Origin of the sequence: Nitrosomonas sp. Nm33 (assembly GCF_900107265.1) — a bacterium.
Lineage (GTDB): Bacteria > Pseudomonadota > Gammaproteobacteria > Burkholderiales > Nitrosomonadaceae > Nitrosomonas.
The window spans coordinates 1-17,390 of sequence record NZ_FNPJ01000009.1 but is presented as its reverse complement, the minus strand read 5'-3'; the positions used below and the strand labels follow the sequence as shown (position 1 = coordinate 17,390).

Sequence of the window (17,390 nt, the reverse complement as noted above, 5' to 3'; positions counted from 1 at the left end):
ATTATGAAAGGACAAAAATTTTCGATTTACCAGTCAAGGTCCGCGTCCATTTCGTCAGCGTAAAAGCTCTGTATGGAAAATCTGGATTAAACTAACACTTCTAGCGGCTCAGGATGGCTTAGAAAGGCTGTTGGGCTTGCTGTCAGACCATATGCACCAGATTGGAATATGACAATTAAGTCTCCAATATCTGCCCTGGACAATTCCATCTGGTCTGCCAACAAATCAAGTGGTGTACATAATGGACCCACTACGGATGCAATTTCTGTTTCAGAAGTTTCCACTTTGTTGCCAACAATCACAGGATAATTTTTACGTATGACTTGACCAAAGTTTCCTGAAGCAGCGAGATGATGATGCAACCCTCCGTCTGTCACTAGGAACACCTGTCCTTTTGATAATTTTTTGTCTAATACACGACATACATAAATACCCGCTTCTGCTACAATGTAGCGTCCCAGTTCAATCACAAAGCGAGTTCCGGGCAACTCCTGTTTCACTTCAGATAATAGATGTTGTAAATTCTTTCCCACCGCAACAAGATCGAGCGGCTTTTCACCAGGAAAATAAGGTACCCCAAAACCTCCTCCGATATTCAATGTGCGAATCGGAACAGGCGAGACTTGTGCAAGTTGCAAACCTAACTGCAACGTTTTCTCATGGGTATCCTGAATAGCTTCTACTTTAAGATTCTGTGATCCACAGAAAATATGCAATCCTTCTAAATCTAATCCTAGTTTGCTTATACGAGCAAGCATAGCAGGAACGCGTTCTACATCAATACCAAACTGTTTTGCTCCCCCGCCCATTTTCATTCCAGAAGATTTAAGCTCAAAATCTGGATTAATTCGAACAGCTACCTTAGGACAAATACTCATTTGTTCAGCTAGCGTCGCGATACGCTCCAATTCCCGCTCAGATTCCATGTTAATAACAATACCTGCGGCAATGGCGCAAGCAAGCTCATGTTCACTTTTTCCGGGACCTGCAAAACTAATCCTGTCGGGAGGTATTATCGTGTCTAATGCAACTTTCATTTCCCCGAAAGAAGCCACGTCAATGCCATCCACTAACCCAGCCAAATGCTGAACAACAGCAGGCATAGGATTGGCTTTCATCGCATAGTGAAGATGAATCTCTTGGGGCAGACAGTGACGCAACAAACTGACACGTTCAGTAATCAGTCGTCTATCATAAGCGTAAAAAGGGGTCTTACCTACTCGTTGGGTGAGTCGTATAAGAGAAATACCCCCAATATGAAGACAATTATCCCGCACAGGATATTGCGTCATAGGAACATGTTTTGGACGCATAGCCGTCATATTTCTACTGGCATAAAGGTATGTAGAAATTCCTGAGCTATACTTTTACGATCAATTTTGCCATTTGGATTACGTAGTAGATGCCCTTGCCGTAGCTCTATTAAACTCGGCACCATAAAAGTGGGAAGATGTCGTTTGCAGGCTGATAGCAATGTCTCAGGATCCAAATGAACCCCGTCAAGCGGTATCGCCACCACAATAATTGCCTGACCCAAAGTGGGGTGCGGCACACCGATTGCCACTGCTTCGGCAATACACTCCGTTGAGTAGATAATTTCTTCAATTTCAGCAGGGCCTACTCGGTAGCCCGAAGTTTTGATCATGTCATCGCAACGACCTATAAAATATAAAAAGCCTTCCTCATCCATACGTACCGTGTCACCCGACCATACAGCTATTTCTGGAATGGTCAAACCAGATTGGCATAGAAGAAGCGGTCTAAAATATTTTGCTGTCTTCTCAGCATCATTCCAGTAGCCCATGGATACTAATGGTCCGCGATGCACTAATTCTCCAGGCTCACCTGGCGCACATTGCGAACCATCCTCGCGCAGCACCAATACTTCAACGTTGGGTATCGCCTTGCCAATAGAGTCGGGACGTTTGCCTACCTCCTCCGGCGGCAAAAATGTCGAACGAAATGCTTCTGTCAAACCATACATCAGAAATATACTAGTATTGGGGAGGGCACAGCGAAGTTTATCAAGCGTTGCTCGGGGCATTGCTCCCCCCGAGTTAGTTATATAGCGCAGTGATGTAACCTTTTCCCATTTTAACTGAGCAAGTTGAATCCACAGTGGAGGAACAGCCGCAAGACCAGTGATGCTTTCGTTGATTGCTTCATCGATAATATCGCGCGGCAACAAATAATTCATCAACACATTGGTTGCCCCAACATAAAAAGCAGTCGTCAATTGACTCAAGCCGTAATCAAAACTGAGCGGTAGTATTGATAGAATTCGATCATCCTGATTATTTTTTAGGTATTGGGAAACACTTTTTGCCCCAGTGACCAGATTACGATGGGAAAGTACTACCCCTTTGGGCTTACCTGTACTCCCCGAAGTATACAAGATTGCAGCCATGTCACTATCAATACACCGATACGGATGGATTGATCTTGGCATGGCCATGGCTTCTTGCCAGCAAATCACATGCATACCTGGAATGACTGGTAAATTTTCTGCTGATCCCACAACGATTACTGCATGAAGATCATGGCATTCGGATAAAACAGATATTAGTAAATTGAATCGATCAACTGATGTGACTAATATCCTCACATTACAGTCTTTAAGGATATAAGCTACTTGGGCTGCTTTAAGCAACGGGTTGATTGGCACAAAAACACCCCCCGCTGCGGAAGCACCAAACATGGCAATTACTGTTTCAAATCTTTTCTCAAGATAAATAGCAAGACGCTCCCCTCGCCCCAATCTCAAAGCCAGCAAAGCATTTGCTGCAAGTTCAATTTCTTGGGCCAGGGTGGCATAATCCAATCTCTGCTGCTGATACACAAGCGCCTCAGTAATAACACCGCGATTTGCAGTATTAAAAACCAATTCATGAAATAGATGCGTCATTGTGAATACTCTACTGACACTCTCTTGCTCACAAATGCTACCGTAGTAAAGCTCGCGTAAATGCCATACCCCAATACATATAATGAAGTGTATTACCTACCCTACATGGCTTCCATACTTATAAAAATCTTTCATTCAGACAAGATACCATCTTTCGACTAAAGGGAAGAGATTTACTGAGCCCCTAGCAAGGATTTTAAAATTTAAGGAGTAATAAACAATTTATCCATTATCTTAAAATAACTCTAGCTTACTCATTTGAGGCCATGTCGATTCATTAGATCATATAAAGTTGGACGGCTAATACCGAGCAACTCGGCTGCCTTTGCAATATTACCGTCTACCTTCGCTAGCGCTCTAACCACGGCTTTACATTCTTCTCTTTCACGAACCTCACGTAAGTTCATTGGTTCCGATAGAATTTCTGACTCCTGAAATCCTAAATCAGCCGGAGTAATCTGCGGTCCTTCTGCCATAATAACGATGCGCTTCATATAATTCTCCATTTCACGAACATTACCTGGCCAATGGTAAGTCTCAATTGCAGTCAACGCTTCCTGACTAAAGCTCAGTGAATTACGTCCCTCTTTTTCGCAAAACTTATTCTTGAAATGATGCGCCAGCAGTACTGCATCCCCTACTCGCTTGCGAAGAGGAGGAATTTTAATGGGAATCTCACCCAACCGATAAAATAAATCTTCACGAAAACGACCTTCTTCAATCAGCTTCTTAAGATTTTGATGAGTTGCACAGACAACACGTACATCTACGGAAATTTCTTCTCGCCCTCCAATACGCTCAATCACTCGCTCCTGAAGAAAACGCAGTAATTTTGCCTGCAACGATATCGGTAAATCTCCTACTTCATCAAGAAAGAAAGTGCCTCCTTGAGCTAACTCAATTTTACCTGGTGCTTGCTTAACTGCCCCAGTGAAAGCCCCTTTCTCATAACCAAACAACTCGCTCTCAAGCAGAGACTCAGGGATAGCAGCGCAATTTATTGCTATGAAACGTCCTTCTTTGCGAGCACTATGCTGATGAAGTGCTCTAGCCAGGACTTCTTTACCTGTGCCGCTTTCACCTAGTAACATAACTGTAGCATCTGAGATCGCAACTTTTTCAATGTTACGACACATTTTAATCATGTCCGGATCACGCGTAATAATTCCAGAAACTGGAGAATCCAACTGAGAAAGTAGCAGATTGCGATTTTCACGTTGCAAGCCATACAAATAAAAGGCTCTATCAACAATTAAACTCAGCATCTTGGGATCATAAGGCTTTTGATGAAAGTCATACGCACCCAATTCAATTGCTTTTAAGGCATTCCTATGATCCTGATTACCTGTCAAAACGATTATTTTGGTATCTGGCGCAAGTGCAAGTATCTGTTGTAAGGTAGCTAATCCTTCAGAAGCACCGTCAGGATCTGGCGGCAAACCGAGATCCATGGTAACGACCGCAGGCTCATGTCGACGAACTTGTGCAAGTGCGCTTTCTCGGTCTGCAGCTACGGAAATATCATAATTATCGAAACTCCAGCGCAATTGTTTCTGCAATCCAAGATCATCTTCAATTATGAGTAATTTTTTCTGGCTACTACTTGCTTTCATCTTTTTGTATAACGTTTCAACATGTTCATTACCACCCAAAGAGCAATATGCGTGATATCAAATGAAGTTTATTAGCACTCATCAAAAAGAACGAAACACTGAACTAGATTCTATAAGAAAAAGAGCACAATTAATCTTAGAAAATAATAATCTTATTTTCCTGATATTTTTTGAGAAAGTGGCAAAATAATCGAGAAAGTTGTTCCTACTGATTCTTGACTAATAACATCAAGTTGCCCTCCGAGTTCGTTAATATATTCTTTACTCTCAAAAACACCAATACCCATACCAGCTGTTTTAGTAGACTCAAAAGGTTTAAATAGCTTTTTCTGAATAAATTGTTCGCTCATGCCATGCCCAGTATCTTCGATTTCTATCACAGCAGAATCATCTTTTTCTAAGAGTCGAACCCAAACTTGCTCATTCTTAGGAGTAGCTTCAATTGCATTCTGAATTAGATGACTAATCACTCTCTCAAGGCGAGAATAATCAGCTTTTACCATCAAACCTGAATGAGTAATTTCAAGCGTAGGCCTGGGCATATTGAAGGATTTTCTCTCCACGATTTGCTGTAATAATTGATCAAGTGAAAAAATTTCCGATTTTTCAGATTGATTTTCAGTGCTTAATTTTTCAAGCATCCGTTTCATTTTATTTACCGAAAAACTCACCGTTTCAACCATATCTTTCTGAAATTCAGGATTATCCTTATGCTTTTCAGCATTTGAAAGTAACAAAGATAATTGAAAAATTAGATTCTTGATATCATGCACGACAAAAGTTGACATACGATTGAAAGATTCAAATTGACGTGCAATTGAGAGTGCATTAGTAGCTTCGTACTGCGCTAAGTAACTCGATGCCTGAGTACCCGCTACCCTCAATAAATCCCTAACTTCCCAATTTAAATTAATAGCACTTCTAGGTTCAATCAATACAATGAATCCCAGCAATTCTTGATGCAAAATTAATGGCACAATCAATCGAGATTTTGGAATATCAGATAACCAATTTGGTAGCACCAAGGCTGAATATTTCCTTGGGTCGGAGTAAAATTCTTGTAAATCAATCACCCACGCCTTTTCTTTTAAAAATTCACAAAATTTGTTGTCAGCTTCGACAATTTCATTTTTTAGAAAAATGTTCCAACATCCAATCAATTGATATCTTCCATTTTCCTGTCTAAACCATAATCCACCTGCGGGACTTTCCACTAGTTGAGCAAGCGCTTTGATTGCACGCGCTCTTAGCTCCAATTCACCCTCTGAAAGGGTTCGTGTAAAACGTAACCATTCTTCACGGTAATCATAGTTAGAGCTATAAAAATGCTTGCTAATGAATACCTTAAGCCAAGAGCGAGTGGTATCAGAAAATAGTAAAATTATAAGAAGAAGAACAGCGCCAAATAAAAAAGTGAGCTGTAGAATCCCTCCCCAAGCCCCACCGGAAAGCCTGAGGTAATAACCGACAGCTGCCATCATAAGCAAATATATGGCTGCGCCCAGTAAGGTAGACGTATAGAACAAAATATGCCGTGATATGGAAATTCCTACAAACCACTTTGGATTACGGGCAACCGAGCGTGCGATCAAAGGAACAATCAAGGCGTTTATCCACCCTCGAGCAACCCATATATCAACATTTATTTTTCTAAACAATAGTGCATCGCTAAATAAGTAAAAATCATATACAAAAATACCCCCCATCCCCAGGCAGATAAATTTTATCCTCCAGCGTTGTTCAGATGACATGTTTCTGTAATATTGCTCAACGAGAACTATGCCAATTACGGCCATTATCACACCTGTAAGAAAGGTGCTGTAAGAAGTGGGTTGACCAAGTGGAGCAAATCCGACGCCATTATTTCTATCAAAAAAAATAGACAGCATGAAAAAAATAAGATAAAGCACCATTATGGCTGCTACGGATGACCTTATCCTCAGAGGAACAGAATTTTCTTTCCTCTGCTGAAAAGGATTCAGTAAAGCTATCAAGAATATAGACCAACTTGCATTGCGCAAAATTTCAAGAATTTTTACAAGAAAAGTTGATGAAAAGCCCCAGGATAATTGGCCTGCGATAGCTGCAGCCCAAAAAGCAGAAACTATACAAACAATTGACAGCAACGTCCCATACAAGTGTCCACGCCAGTTCGCCAGCAAAAGGATAAATAAGAAAAAATAAGCCACAGCTGTTGTGGCATAGCTAACCGCAGTAATTGTTGCCCACATTATAGAAATAGTACTTGATTGTCATCTACCACCTTTACCCAAAAGAACAACACCCACAGTGTCTATAAGTATGATGAGATCAAGAAATAAGCTGTGATTCTTTACGTAGTAGAGATCATATTGCAGCTTCTCGATTGCGTCTTCGACCGAAAAGGCATACGGATAACGTACTTGCGCCCATCCGGTCATTCCAGGTTTAATACTATGCCTAACATTGTAATAGGGCACCTCCCCAATAAGCATATCGACGAAATAAGGCTTTTCAGGGCGAGGTCCCACTAAACTCATTTCTCCTTTGAGCACATTAATAATCTGAGGGAGTTCATCTATCCTTAATTTCCGAATAATCTGCCCAATTTTAGTAACACGAAGATCGTCTGTTACCCCCCATTGCGGCTGACCACTTTTTTCCGCATCGTTTTGCATACTGCGAAACTTAATTACCAGGAAGGTCTTCCCCCCTTTTCCCACTTTTTCCTGCCGATAGAAAATAGGTCTACCATCTTCCATTAAAATAAAAATCACCGTCAGTAACATGACTGGTAGTGTTACGATTAAAAGTAGTAGACTTGTAAGCAAATCAAAAATACGCTTAATCGTAGCTCTAAAAAAACTTTGATCAAAACCACCACCAAACACTAACCAACTTGGATAAAGTGAATCCATACGAATTTGACCACGCTCACGTTCAAAGAGGGTAGCAATATCCGTTACCTCAATACCATGCATCTTACATTCCAATAACTCCTGAATAGGAAATCCTCCTCCTCGCCGTTCCTGTGTTGCAATGATTATCTCGCTAACATCGTACTGATTAACCAGATATGGCAATGAGCTATGTTTCGACAATACTACCGAAGCAGGTACATGACGATCTTCCTCATAAAACGGAACAAAACCAACAATATCTATATTACGTAAAATTGAGTTATCTTCTGCTAAACTCAAAAGCTCTCCCGCCACACTTCCTGTTCCAAGCACTAGAGCACGTGACCGAAGAACTTCCAGATTAGGCCATCGGAAAAAGATCATACGTGTTATAAGAATTAATAATAACGCGAGTAATATCACTATCGCCAACAGCCCACGACCTAGATATAGCTCCGGAAATAGATAAAAAATCAGAGTCATGATTGCAAAACCCATGGCTAATGATGGCATCAAACGCAATAATGTAGATTCAATATCCAGCCTTGAATCTAGCTGGTACATACCCATCGCAGCCATACAGGTAATCATTACAAAAATAAAAACAATGGCTCCCGGTAAGTGAGAAAGTAGCAAATCAATAAAAAAGATCTCCAAATAATGAAAATAAACACCGACCCCCAGAAAAAAAACAATCATTAGCAAGCACATCTCTATGCTAATAAGTAATATCGTAAATTTAGAAATGTAATGGTTATAAACACAAATCAAAATACTCTTCCTAATTAAAATAGTTTAAGTAAGATAAACTCAATATGCTTTCACTGTTCCTAATTCCACAATGCTACTTTAAATAAAAAAAATTAATCATTTCTCCAAAGGGTATATTTATTTGTATCTTTATTTTTATTGTTTCATTGTTCGAGGAGAATTAGGCTGCAGCCTTGAATCAAAGTTTCATGCCTACGATACTTTTTACCATTTGACAGAAGAAATTGCCTTCCGCAAGTAATGGCACATCAACTCGATAGTCCCGTGCTAACCTCTCGATCTAAATGAGGCAGGATTAAACCCGTTAGGATTATTAAAATCACAATCAATGGAAAAAATTATATGAAACTAAAATTTACCAAAATGCATGGGTTAGGTAATGATTTTGTGGTCATTGATGGCATCAATCAAACGATCTCACTTACCCCTGAAAACATTCGCTGGCTAGCTGATCGCCATTTTGGAATCGGCTGCGATCAAGTGTTGATTGTGGAAAAAGCAACCAGCAATGCAGATTTCTGTTACCGGATTTTTAATGCGGATGGTAGCGAGGTAGAACAATGTGGGAATGGTGCGCGCTGTTTTGTACGTTTTGTGCATGACCATAGCTTAACCAAAAAGAGAGAAATTTGTGTTGAAACAGCAAGTGGCTTAATCTTCCCCAAACTGGAAATAAACGGTGAAGTGACCGTCAATATGGGTATTCCTAGATTTGAACCTGCAGATATTCCCTTTTTAGCCGAAAAACGTGCTTTGACATACACACTCAATGTTAATGGTAAACAAATAGAAATTAGTGCTGTTTCCATGGGCAACCCCCATGCTGTTCAGATTGTACCCGATATCGAAGATGCCGCGGTATCGACAGATGGTAGACTGATGGAATCACATCCCCGCTTTCCTCAACGTGTCAATGCAGGTTTCATGCAAATCATCGACCATCATCACATTAAATTGCGAGTCTATGAGCGCGGAGCGGGCGAAACACTGGCCTGCGGCACAGGCGCCTGCGCTGCAGTGGTCACGGGTATTGAACGTGGTCTACTGGCATCTAAAGTCAAAGTCAGTACGCATGGCGGTGATTTATGGATACAGTGGGAAGGAAAAGATCAACCCGTGTTTATGACTGGTCCTGCAACCACAGTATTTGAAGGAGTGATCGAATTACCCTCCAATGAGCATCGAAATGAGAAATGAATTACTAATATAAAATAATGACGTAAAATGTATAAGTTTTCGAGTCTGCTATCAGCCGAGTCACATTTCAACTAAATAATAAAATTTCTAAAACGAAATATCATAATTTCTTATCAGCATTTTATTACAAAGAAAGAAGCATCGTACGTTTAAGATTACTGATATCTATTGCAGCTGCATTTATCAGCACCATCAAACTCTCAGTCAAATAAAAATTAGGTAAAACAAAGAAATCAGTCTATGCGCACATTACTTACCTATATTATGGTTTTCCCCCGACGCAGCGCATTCGTACTGATTGCTCTATTATTAGCAGGGGTCGCCGAAGCGCTTAGTCTGACAGCGTTACTCCCGCTTCTTTCCGTCGCAGTGGGCGAGGCAGATGAGTCCAGTATGGGGCGATTCATGGTTCAAGCCCTACAACGTATCGGTATTGAACCTACTATTGATATCATCTTGCTGATCATTGTTAGTGGTATGCTTATCAAGGGAATGATCCTGCTTCTCACGAACCGACAGGTAGGTTATACCGTTGCACATGTCGCAACTGCACTGCGCTTAAATCTCATTGAAGCGTTACTTGCCAGTCGCTGGCAATATTATCTACGTCAACCGGTTGGAGCACTAGCCAACTCGGTTGCTACAGAAGCTTATCGTGCGGCAAACGGTTTTGAGCATAGCGTCGATATACTTGCGTTATCCGTTGTGGCCCTCGTACATGTCATTGTTGCACTATTCATTTCCTGGCAGGCAACCATCGGCTCTCTCCTTATTGGAATCATTCTGTTTATCGTACTGCATCGGTTGGTACGTGCGACTCGACGGGCAGGAACGAAGCAAACTCACTTACTGCGCCATTTATTGAGCTATTTATCCGATGTGTTGAGTTCGGTGAAATCCTTAAAGGCAATGGCACGAGACAATGTGGCTGATGCAATTCTACATGATCAATCGTGTAAACTAGAAAAAGCCACTCGCAAAGAAGTTATCAGCAGGGCTGCATTACTTGCGTTACAGGAACCCATACTCGCAACACTGACAGCAAGCGGCTTATATCTCGCTTTGGTTGTTTGGAATCTTTCTCTGCCAGAAGTGATGGTTATGGCTTTCTTGTTAACTCGTATGCTTGGTCTACTCAATAAAATACAACGCCGTTACCAGCAGTTGACAGTTCAAGAAAGTGCTTATTGGGCGCTGCGCACAGCGTCTGAAGAGGCACAGGCTGCTGCTGAAAGAACAACCGGTACTTTGGCGCCAACCCTTCAACAAGGTATCAGCCTTCGTCATATTGCCTTTGATTATGATCGGAAGTCTATTTTCAACGACCTCAATATTGATATACCGATTAAAACCTTTACTGCAGTAATCGGTTCTTCTGGTGTGGGTAAAAGTACTTTACTTGACCTGTTATGCGGACTTGCAGAAGCTAGGTCTGGCGAAATTCTCATAGATGGCGTTGCATTACATAATATTGATCTGCGACTGTGGCGACATTTAATCGGATATGTATCTCAGGATACAGTGCTACTCCATGACACAATACTCAACAATGTACTTGTGGGCGCACCTGCACTTAATTCTGCTGATGCGGAGCGGGCGCTACAACAGGCTGGTGCTTGGGATTTTGTCAGTACTTTTCCAGAAGGATTACAAACAATTGTAGGTGAGCGAGGGGGTATGCTTTCTGGTGGGCAGCGTCAACGCATTGCGATTGCTCGAGCACTGGCTCATCAACCCCTCTTGCTGCTGCTAGATGAACCGACCAGTGCACTTGACCCCGAAAGTGAAAAAACAATTTGCGAAACACTGCAAAAATTAGCGCGAGATTACACGATTGTCGCAGTATCCCATCAACCTGCAGTCATCAATGCTGCTGATCGTGTTTTTATTCTTTCCAATGGTCAAGCAGAACTATTAACCCATACACAAAGTAAAAACACTTACTAGCGTGGGACGATTAAAACAGGAAGTTTTTATCTCATCTGATCGCGGTTTCCAGGCTATTCCACTTCTAAATCAAACCTGATTTTGTCAGTTTCCCCTTGCCGTATTATTTATACTGTCTATGGTTCGCCTTTGCGTCATGTTTGACTTGGAAATGGAATTAGCTAAAACAGTTCGTTATTTCGGCAATACGTGCCTCACGTACCCTAGCATTGATCAACTTAGGCAAATCAACCGGATCCACATCGCTGCGCTTGAGTTCAGCAGCAATGGCACCTGCGTCAACACTTCTAGCAACGGTAAATGCTTTGATTAATCGTTCAAATTGCGGATAGGGTTTATCAGCATAACCTGGACGGCCGTGAAAATCACAAGCACAGGCCTCGAGAAATGCTACAAAACGATTTGGTTTACGATACGCATCCATTGCCTGCAACATATCGGCAATCGTTGCAGAACGTAGCTCCTCAGCGCGGTGCACATCCCCATGAAAGCGAGCAACAAGTAATGCTAAATCACGTTCTTCCTTAGGAATTCTAATACGTTCACTCAGATCTTTCACCAATGCTACGCTACGCATTTCATGTCCAATATGCCGCGGCCACTCATCTGGAGGTGTTGTTCCCTTACCAAGATCGTGAGTTAGCGCAGCAAAACGAACAGCTAATGAATACTGACGTGATGCTGCATAATCAATAGCCATCATGACATGCACACCGGTATCAACCTCTGGATGAGACTGCACTGGTTGAGGAACACCGAATAACGCATCAACCTCAGGAATGATACGTGACAACGCACTGCATTCACGCAGAACATAAAACATCCGGGAAGGGTGATGTTCCATCAGTCCACGTGCGATTTCCTGCCATACCCGCTCTGGCACGAGTGCTTCAGCTTCTCCGTTATGCACCATTTCTCTCATTAAATCCAGCGTCTCAGGGGCAATATGAAAACCAAAGCGTGCAGCAAAACGGGCAACGCGCAGCACCCGGACCGGATCTTCCACAAAAGCAGGACTGATATGACGTAACACACCCGCCTCAAGATCAGCAATTCCATTAAATGGATCGATAATATTTCCATTTTGATCCTTGGCAATTGCATTAATCGTCAGGTCACGCCGGACTAAATCTTCCTGCAATGTCACCTCTGGGGAAGCAAAGACCTCGAAACCCTTATAGCCACGTGAAATCTTGCGTTCTGTACGCGCTAATGCATACTGCTCTTGAGTTTGAGGATGAAGAAAAACTGGAAAATCTTTACCGACAGGGCGGAAACCAAGCCGTACCATTTCTTCCGGATTAGAACCCACAACAACATAATCATGATCTTTTACCGGCAGCCCCAGTAATTCATCACGTACTGAACCACCTACTCGATAAATCTTCATGAAAAGAATGATTATTGCTTAGGAGAAACGGTTCCTAATCGTTGTGTTAATGTGAGTGCAGGCTGGTGACCAAAGTTATTCGCATAATACATTGAATTATTTAAGACTACTTTGACATAATCACGCGTTTCGTTGAAAGGGATGGTTTCAGCATAAATTGCTCCTTCCAATGGCCTTATTTCATCGCGCCACTGCTTGGCCCTACCCGGTCCTGCGTTGTAAGCAGCCGCAGCCAATAGCGGTTGATTATTAAATAAAGTTAATACATGCTTTAAATAATAAGTCCCTAACCGGAGATTGGTATTGATATCAGTAACAAGATGATTGTGAAAATTCTGCATACCCAATTTTCCTGCAACCCATTTTGCAGTGGCCGGCATTAACTGCATTAAGCCCATGGCGCCAGCGCTTGATTTCACATCAGAAAGAAAGCGGCTTTCCTGGCGGATCAGACCATACACAAATGCTTCATCAAGCTCTTGATATCGCAATACTTCCCTCATCTGCTCACGGTAGGGTGCAAGGTAACGCAAATTGAAGTTATGCTGCGATACAGTCTGGATAGCTGTATTGATCGCACGATCATATAAACCATGGCGATAGGCTACCTCTGCAGCAGCCAGCAATTGCTCGTCATTAAAATTACGGATTGTCCAAACCCACTCACGATTTGCTTCCACGCGCAGATTGAGCTGGTACAGCGCAAGTGCACGCTGAATTCCAGGCACCCGCTGCATATCACTGATTTCTTGCATGCTGGATTGATAATTAGCAGCTGGTTCACTAAGCATAACCCCCAACTCTTCTTTTGCCATCTGCCCATAATAGCTATGCTCATGGCTAAGCGGTGCAAGAATTTCATTAGCCGCGACTAGTTCGCCTTTAGTTTTTAACGACCGCGCCTTCCAGTAGCGCCATACATCAGCTTGCTGCATAGCAGAAGGCATACTCTCTATACATTGCATAACGAGATCCCATTTTCCCTCTCGAAGTGCAACCCGAGCTTTCCAGGCAAGTTTAGCCTCTGTAAGGGGATAAACCTGCTTGCTGTTTGCAGCATCCAGAAACCAACCCAGGGCTCGTGGATCTTGCTTAAGGGCTGCCCGGTATGCCAGAGTGCTCAAAAAATAGGATTGATCGGATTCTGGAAACTGCTTGTGTATTTTGTGCCAGCGCGCATAAGCCTGATTCGTCCCGCTACGCAGTAGCTGGGAGAGAGCAAACAATGCAATTTCACGATCAACCCGGGATCTAAAATCATGCTGGTATTTCTCCAGATAACGTTGCGGATCTCTGGCTACTTCCTTGAGTCTCTGCTCATTTAGCACTTGGTTAACTGGTAAATAGCGGCTAATATGCCTTGCTACTCCCGTACTCCCTGCCTCTAGTGCTAATCTGATTCGAGACCAAATATCTTCCGACGATATTTGCCCTGTAGTAACCAATATATTGAATATGGAAGTACAGCTATCAGGCATATCACGCTCAGTAAACCAAAGTAATCGAGCTTGATCCGATGCTTCTCTATCTCTCGCAGCTAAACGCTGCTGTAGAGAGTAACAGATGAGATCATCATCTTTATTGTTCAACTTTGGATATTCTTCCGCAAACAATGCCCAGTGTTGCTTTTTTCCAAGAATTCTTAACCAGTCTCCACGCAATCTATCTGCAACAAGGCTATCGTGGTGACGCGCAAGAAATGCTCTAATTGTGCCAATATCAGTTGTTCCCAGATATAAACGCAATTGATAGTATTCCACATACGGTGCAAGCACATGATTCTGCAAGTTTCTTGCGTAAAATGTTACACGTGTGGCATCCCCTGTCCTGAAAGCCTCTCGCATCGCCAAAAAATCTTCCCCTTGGCCAGCTACAAGCGATTTCATGGAACAGATCAGAAATAAACTGAATAAAAATTTTCTCATGCCAGAATTATTAGCTTTTGAATCCAAAATACAAAAGAGCACGAATCATTGAGAATCAAGGCCTTGTCAGTTAGATTTGGATTATCGCAATACCTTATTGCGATAATCCATAGACTAGAAACAACATAGCTTTATTGCTACTAAAATAATCAAATTTCTAGTATCTCAATTCCTCAAATGACCCCTTGAGCCAGCATTGCATCAGCTACTTTAACGAAACCAGCTACATTAGCACCATCAACATAATTGATACGACCATCATCCCGCTCGCCGTATTGCAAACACGCTTGGTGGATAGCTCTCATAATCTCCTGTAACCGTGCATCGACTTCCTCATGTGACCAGAAAAGTCGCATTGCCTGTTGACTCATTTCCAGGCCAGATGTAGCCACCCCTCCCGCATTACTTGCTTTACCTGGTGCAAATAAAACTTTAGCATGCTCGAAACGCTTCACAGCACCAGCGGTACAAGGCATATTTGCACCTTCTGCCACACAGATCACACCATTTTTAATCAAAAATGCCGCGTCGTCTTCACTGATTTCATTCTGTGTCGCACACGGCAAGGCAACATCTACAGGCACATGCCATGGTTTTTCTCCTGGAAGAAACTTAGCTCCTATTCTCTCAGCATACTCGTTCACACGGCCATAAAGAACATTTTTTACTTCTGACAGGATAGCGAGCTTTTCAGGTGTGAACCCTGCCTCATCAACTACCGTTCCACTCGAATCTGAAATAGTCACTACTTTTGCACCAAAGGTTATTGCCTTTTCTACTGCATATTGCGCTACATTACCTGACCCTGACACGGCAACGCGAAGGCCATCTAATGATTGACCGACGTATCTAAGCATTTCATCAACAAAATAAACTGTACCATAACCTGTAGCTTCTGGGCGAACCAATGAGCCGCCAAAACTGATTCCTTTACCAGTAAATACACAATCTGAATGATTAGTCAATTTTTTAACCATGCCTGCCATGTAACCAACTTCTCGACCACCAACACCGATATCGCCTGCAGGAACATCCGTATCAGCACCAATGTGACGAAATAATTCGCTCACAAAAGCCTGACAAAAACGCATGATTTCACCGGGACTTCTCCCTTTAGGATCGAAATCTGAGCCCCCTTTACCGCCTCCCATGGGTAAAGTCGTCAAAGCATTCTTAAACGTTTGTTCAAACGCTAAAAACTTGAGAATGGATAGATTGACTGAGGGATGGAAACGAATACCCCCTTTATATGGACCAATCGCTGAGTTATGTTGTATACGGTAACCACGATTAACTCTTACTTCACCGCTATCATCGACCCAGGAAACACGGAATATAATTATGCGTTCTGGCTCAACAATTCTATCCAGTAAGCCATGTTCAGCATAACGGGGATTGCGGGTAATAAAAGGCCATAAACTCTCAATAACCTCAGTAACAGCTTGCATGTACTCCGGTTGACCAGGGTTACGTTCAGAAACATAATTCCTGAATTCCTCAATACTCTTATACTTCATCCTACATTTTCTCCTCTAAAATTAAATAAATAACCATTCCATTTATACGCATTCTGCCATCAATCCAAATATTCCACTGATTTTTTATTCGATTGCAAATCTTTTATATATGAAGAAAACGATACTTTGTTTGCTTGCCGACAAAGTGCAAATTAAACCATTCAATGATATAAATGGCATACGAATAAGCTTTTTTACTTAACCTTTACTCAAACATAAAATACTAAGCAAAAAAACGGATTGGTAGGAATTTTTTGTAGAAAAAAGCGCAGGATGATAATGTATGGCTATATGATACTGACTCCTTGCAGGAAAGAGCCTTCCAATCTTTTACTATTCCAGCATTCCAGTTCGAACTGCACAGTTTGCACACTATAACTAGGTGCTGCGCTCGTCCAGGCTAGCAAAAATCCAGAATCATTTTTAACCAGCTGTGGAATACCGCTATCCCGCCCTGGGCTGATGTCAATCAACTGTTTTATCGGTCCCATCATTCCATCTGTAAATATTTTACGTGCAACAAGACTTGCTTTTCTGGTCACGCTATTCATTGCAGCTAACCACATGACCAGTGCCGTGTGATTATTTAACCACTCAACCTTTATTCTGCCGGAAGGCTTGATATCGTCCACCTCAAAGTTATTGATCAAACTGCAATGTGTTGCCGCTGGAAAATGCAGCACGCACTCGTGGACGACTTCCCTCCGCAGTAAACCAGCTTGCTACAATATGATCTCTACGGGCTGCTAATGCCGGACCATTAACCGGGCATCCATCAATCGACCAACCTTCCTGGCTAAGTGCTGAAGGGGATGTCCATTTGCCTTGAATCAGACGGGCAATATGGTGATCACGAACCACATGGTCACGCCGACCACGTCCTACGTCATTCGGCAAATAGCAATAAGCGGATATCGATACAACCTATTTTAAACAATCATCTGCTAAAAGTACTTGTATCCCCATAGAAGGTTGATAGATTTCAACTATCTTGTAGCGAGATTGCGCTCCCTGCTTGAGGGACACCTGCCGCAATGGTACCTGGAAACGTTCAGCAAGAAATTTTAATAACGCTTTATTTGCCTTACCTTCAACAGCTGGGGCGGAAAGTTTTATTTTAAGCGCATCACCGTGCAACCCGACCGATTCGGTATAGCTGATCCCATATAAAATGATTTAAAGTGCATAAGCGGTAAAGAGCTGCTCGATGGAGCATCCTTCCTTTTTTCTGATTGTTTTGGCCTGG

The 17,390-nt window shown here is 42.3% G+C and carries 13 protein-coding genes; 2 read left to right on the top strand and 11 right to left on the bottom strand.

The features are described from left to right. Window positions 1–86: 86 nt before the first annotated feature. The 5 genes from BLV54_RS03265 to BLV54_RS03245 form a co-directional block, all read right to left on the bottom strand. Window positions 87–1,313 (bottom strand): pyridoxal-dependent decarboxylase, exosortase A system-associated, encoded by a 1,227-nt coding sequence (locus tag BLV54_RS03265; protein ID WP_339389446.1) that lies wholly within the window; start codon window positions 1,311–1,313, stop codon window positions 87–89. A gap of 5 nt (window positions 1,314–1,318) precedes the next feature. Then, complete coding sequence (locus tag BLV54_RS03260; RefSeq protein WP_090567727.1) at window positions 1,319–2,905, bottom strand: acyl-CoA ligase (AMP-forming), exosortase A system-associated; 1,587 nt, start codon at window positions 2,903–2,905, stop codon at window positions 1,319–1,321. Between the two features lie 254 nt (window positions 2,906–3,159). Next, window positions 3,160–4,518, bottom strand: a complete 1,359-nt coding sequence (prsR, locus tag BLV54_RS03255; protein WP_090567725.1) for a PEP-CTERM-box response regulator transcription factor — start codon at window positions 4,516–4,518, stop codon at window positions 3,160–3,162. Between the two features lie 152 nt (window positions 4,519–4,670). Next, window positions 4,671–6,749 carry an XrtA/PEP-CTERM system histidine kinase PrsK gene (prsK, locus tag BLV54_RS03250; protein ID WP_090567722.1) on the bottom strand — a complete coding sequence of 693 codons (2,079 nt, stop codon included), beginning with the start codon at window positions 6,747–6,749 and terminating at the stop codon, window positions 4,671–4,673. Window positions 6,750–6,770: 21 nt separating this feature from the next. Then, window positions 6,771–8,108 (bottom strand): TIGR03013 family XrtA/PEP-CTERM system glycosyltransferase, encoded by a 1,338-nt coding sequence (locus BLV54_RS03245; protein ID WP_176969657.1) that lies wholly within the window; start codon window positions 8,106–8,108, stop codon window positions 6,771–6,773. Window positions 8,109–8,510: 402 nt separating this feature from the next. Between BLV54_RS03245 and dapF the strand changes: the two genes are divergently transcribed. Together dapF and BLV54_RS03235 are read left to right on the top strand one after the other, a co-directional pair. Further along, the gene (gene dapF, locus BLV54_RS03240) at window positions 8,511–9,365 is read left to right on the top strand and encodes a diaminopimelate epimerase (protein ID WP_090567717.1); all 855 of its coding nucleotides are present in this window, start codon (window positions 8,511–8,513) and stop codon (window positions 9,363–9,365) included. A gap of 240 nt (window positions 9,366–9,605) precedes the next feature. After that, the gene (locus BLV54_RS03235) at window positions 9,606–11,312 is read left to right on the top strand and encodes an ABC transporter ATP-binding protein (protein WP_090567715.1); all 1,707 of its coding nucleotides are present in this window, start codon (window positions 9,606–9,608) and stop codon (window positions 11,310–11,312) included. 157 nt (window positions 11,313–11,469) lie between these two features. Here the strand turns inward: BLV54_RS03235 and BLV54_RS03230 are convergent, their stop codons facing one another. From BLV54_RS03230 to BLV54_RS03205, 6 genes are all read right to left on the bottom strand, one after another. After that, complete coding sequence (locus BLV54_RS03230; protein WP_090567712.1) at window positions 11,470–12,702, bottom strand: multifunctional CCA addition/repair protein; 1,233 nt, start codon at window positions 12,700–12,702, stop codon at window positions 11,470–11,472. Window positions 12,703–12,713: 11 nt separating this feature from the next. Continuing rightward, window positions 12,714–14,588, bottom strand: coding sequence for a lytic transglycosylase domain-containing protein (locus BLV54_RS03225; RefSeq protein ID WP_256329076.1), 1,875 nt, complete (start codon window positions 14,586–14,588; stop codon window positions 12,714–12,716). 212 nt (window positions 14,589–14,800) lie between these two features. After that, entirely contained in the window at window positions 14,801–16,144 is a 1,344-nt protein-coding gene (gdhA, locus tag BLV54_RS03220; RefSeq protein ID WP_090567706.1) for an NADP-specific glutamate dehydrogenase, read from the bottom strand. Window positions 16,145–16,431: 287 nt separating this feature from the next. Further along, window positions 16,432–16,776 (bottom strand): hypothetical protein, encoded by a 345-nt coding sequence (locus tag BLV54_RS03215; RefSeq protein ID WP_143032400.1) that lies wholly within the window; start codon window positions 16,774–16,776, stop codon window positions 16,432–16,434. A 7-nt stretch (window positions 16,777–16,783) separates the two neighbouring features. Next, window positions 16,784–17,041, bottom strand: a complete 258-nt coding sequence (locus BLV54_RS03210) for a hypothetical protein (RefSeq protein ID WP_143032399.1) — start codon at window positions 17,039–17,041, stop codon at window positions 16,784–16,786. Between the two features lie 27 nt (window positions 17,042–17,068). Continuing rightward, window positions 17,069–17,305: a DUF167 domain-containing protein gene (locus BLV54_RS03205; protein WP_256329085.1), complete on the bottom strand. Its 237-nt coding sequence runs from the start codon at window positions 17,303–17,305 to the stop codon at window positions 17,069–17,071. Between the last annotated feature and the right edge of the window lie 85 nt (window positions 17,306–17,390).

Excerpts from the sequence above, each read along its gene's own strand:
- BLV54_RS03230 (WP_090567712.1), bottom strand. The coding sequence starts at position 12,702 with ATGAAGATTTATCGAGTAGGTGGTTCAGTACGTGATGAATTACTGGGG.
- prsR (WP_090567725.1), bottom strand. The coding sequence starts at position 4,518 with ATGAAAGCAAGTAGTAGCCAGAAAAAATTACTCATAATTGAAGATGAT.
- BLV54_RS03235 (WP_090567715.1), top strand. The coding sequence starts at position 9,606 with ATGCGCACATTACTTACCTATATTATGGTTTTCCCCCGACGCAGCGCA.
- dapF (WP_090567717.1), top strand. The coding sequence starts at position 8,511 with ATGAAACTAAAATTTACCAAAATGCATGGGTTAGGTAATGATTTTGTG.
- BLV54_RS03225 (WP_256329076.1), bottom strand. The coding sequence starts at position 14,588 with ATGAAATCGCTTGTAGCTGGCCAAGGGGAAGATTTTTTGGCGATGCGA.
- BLV54_RS03265 (WP_339389446.1), bottom strand. The coding sequence starts at position 1,313 with ATGCGTCCAAAACATGTTCCTATGACGCAATATCCTGTGCGGGATAAT.
- BLV54_RS03260 (WP_090567727.1), bottom strand. The coding sequence starts at position 2,905 with ATGACGCATCTATTTCATGAATTGGTTTTTAATACTGCAAATCGCGGT.
- BLV54_RS03245 (WP_176969657.1), bottom strand. The coding sequence starts at position 8,108 with ATGTGCTTGCTAATGATTGTTTTTTTTCTGGGGGTCGGTGTTTATTTT.
- gdhA (WP_090567706.1), bottom strand. The coding sequence starts at position 16,144 with ATGAAGTATAAGAGTATTGAGGAATTCAGGAATTATGTTTCTGAACGT.
- prsK (WP_090567722.1), bottom strand. The coding sequence starts at position 6,749 with ATGTGGGCAACAATTACTGCGGTTAGCTATGCCACAACAGCTGTGGCT.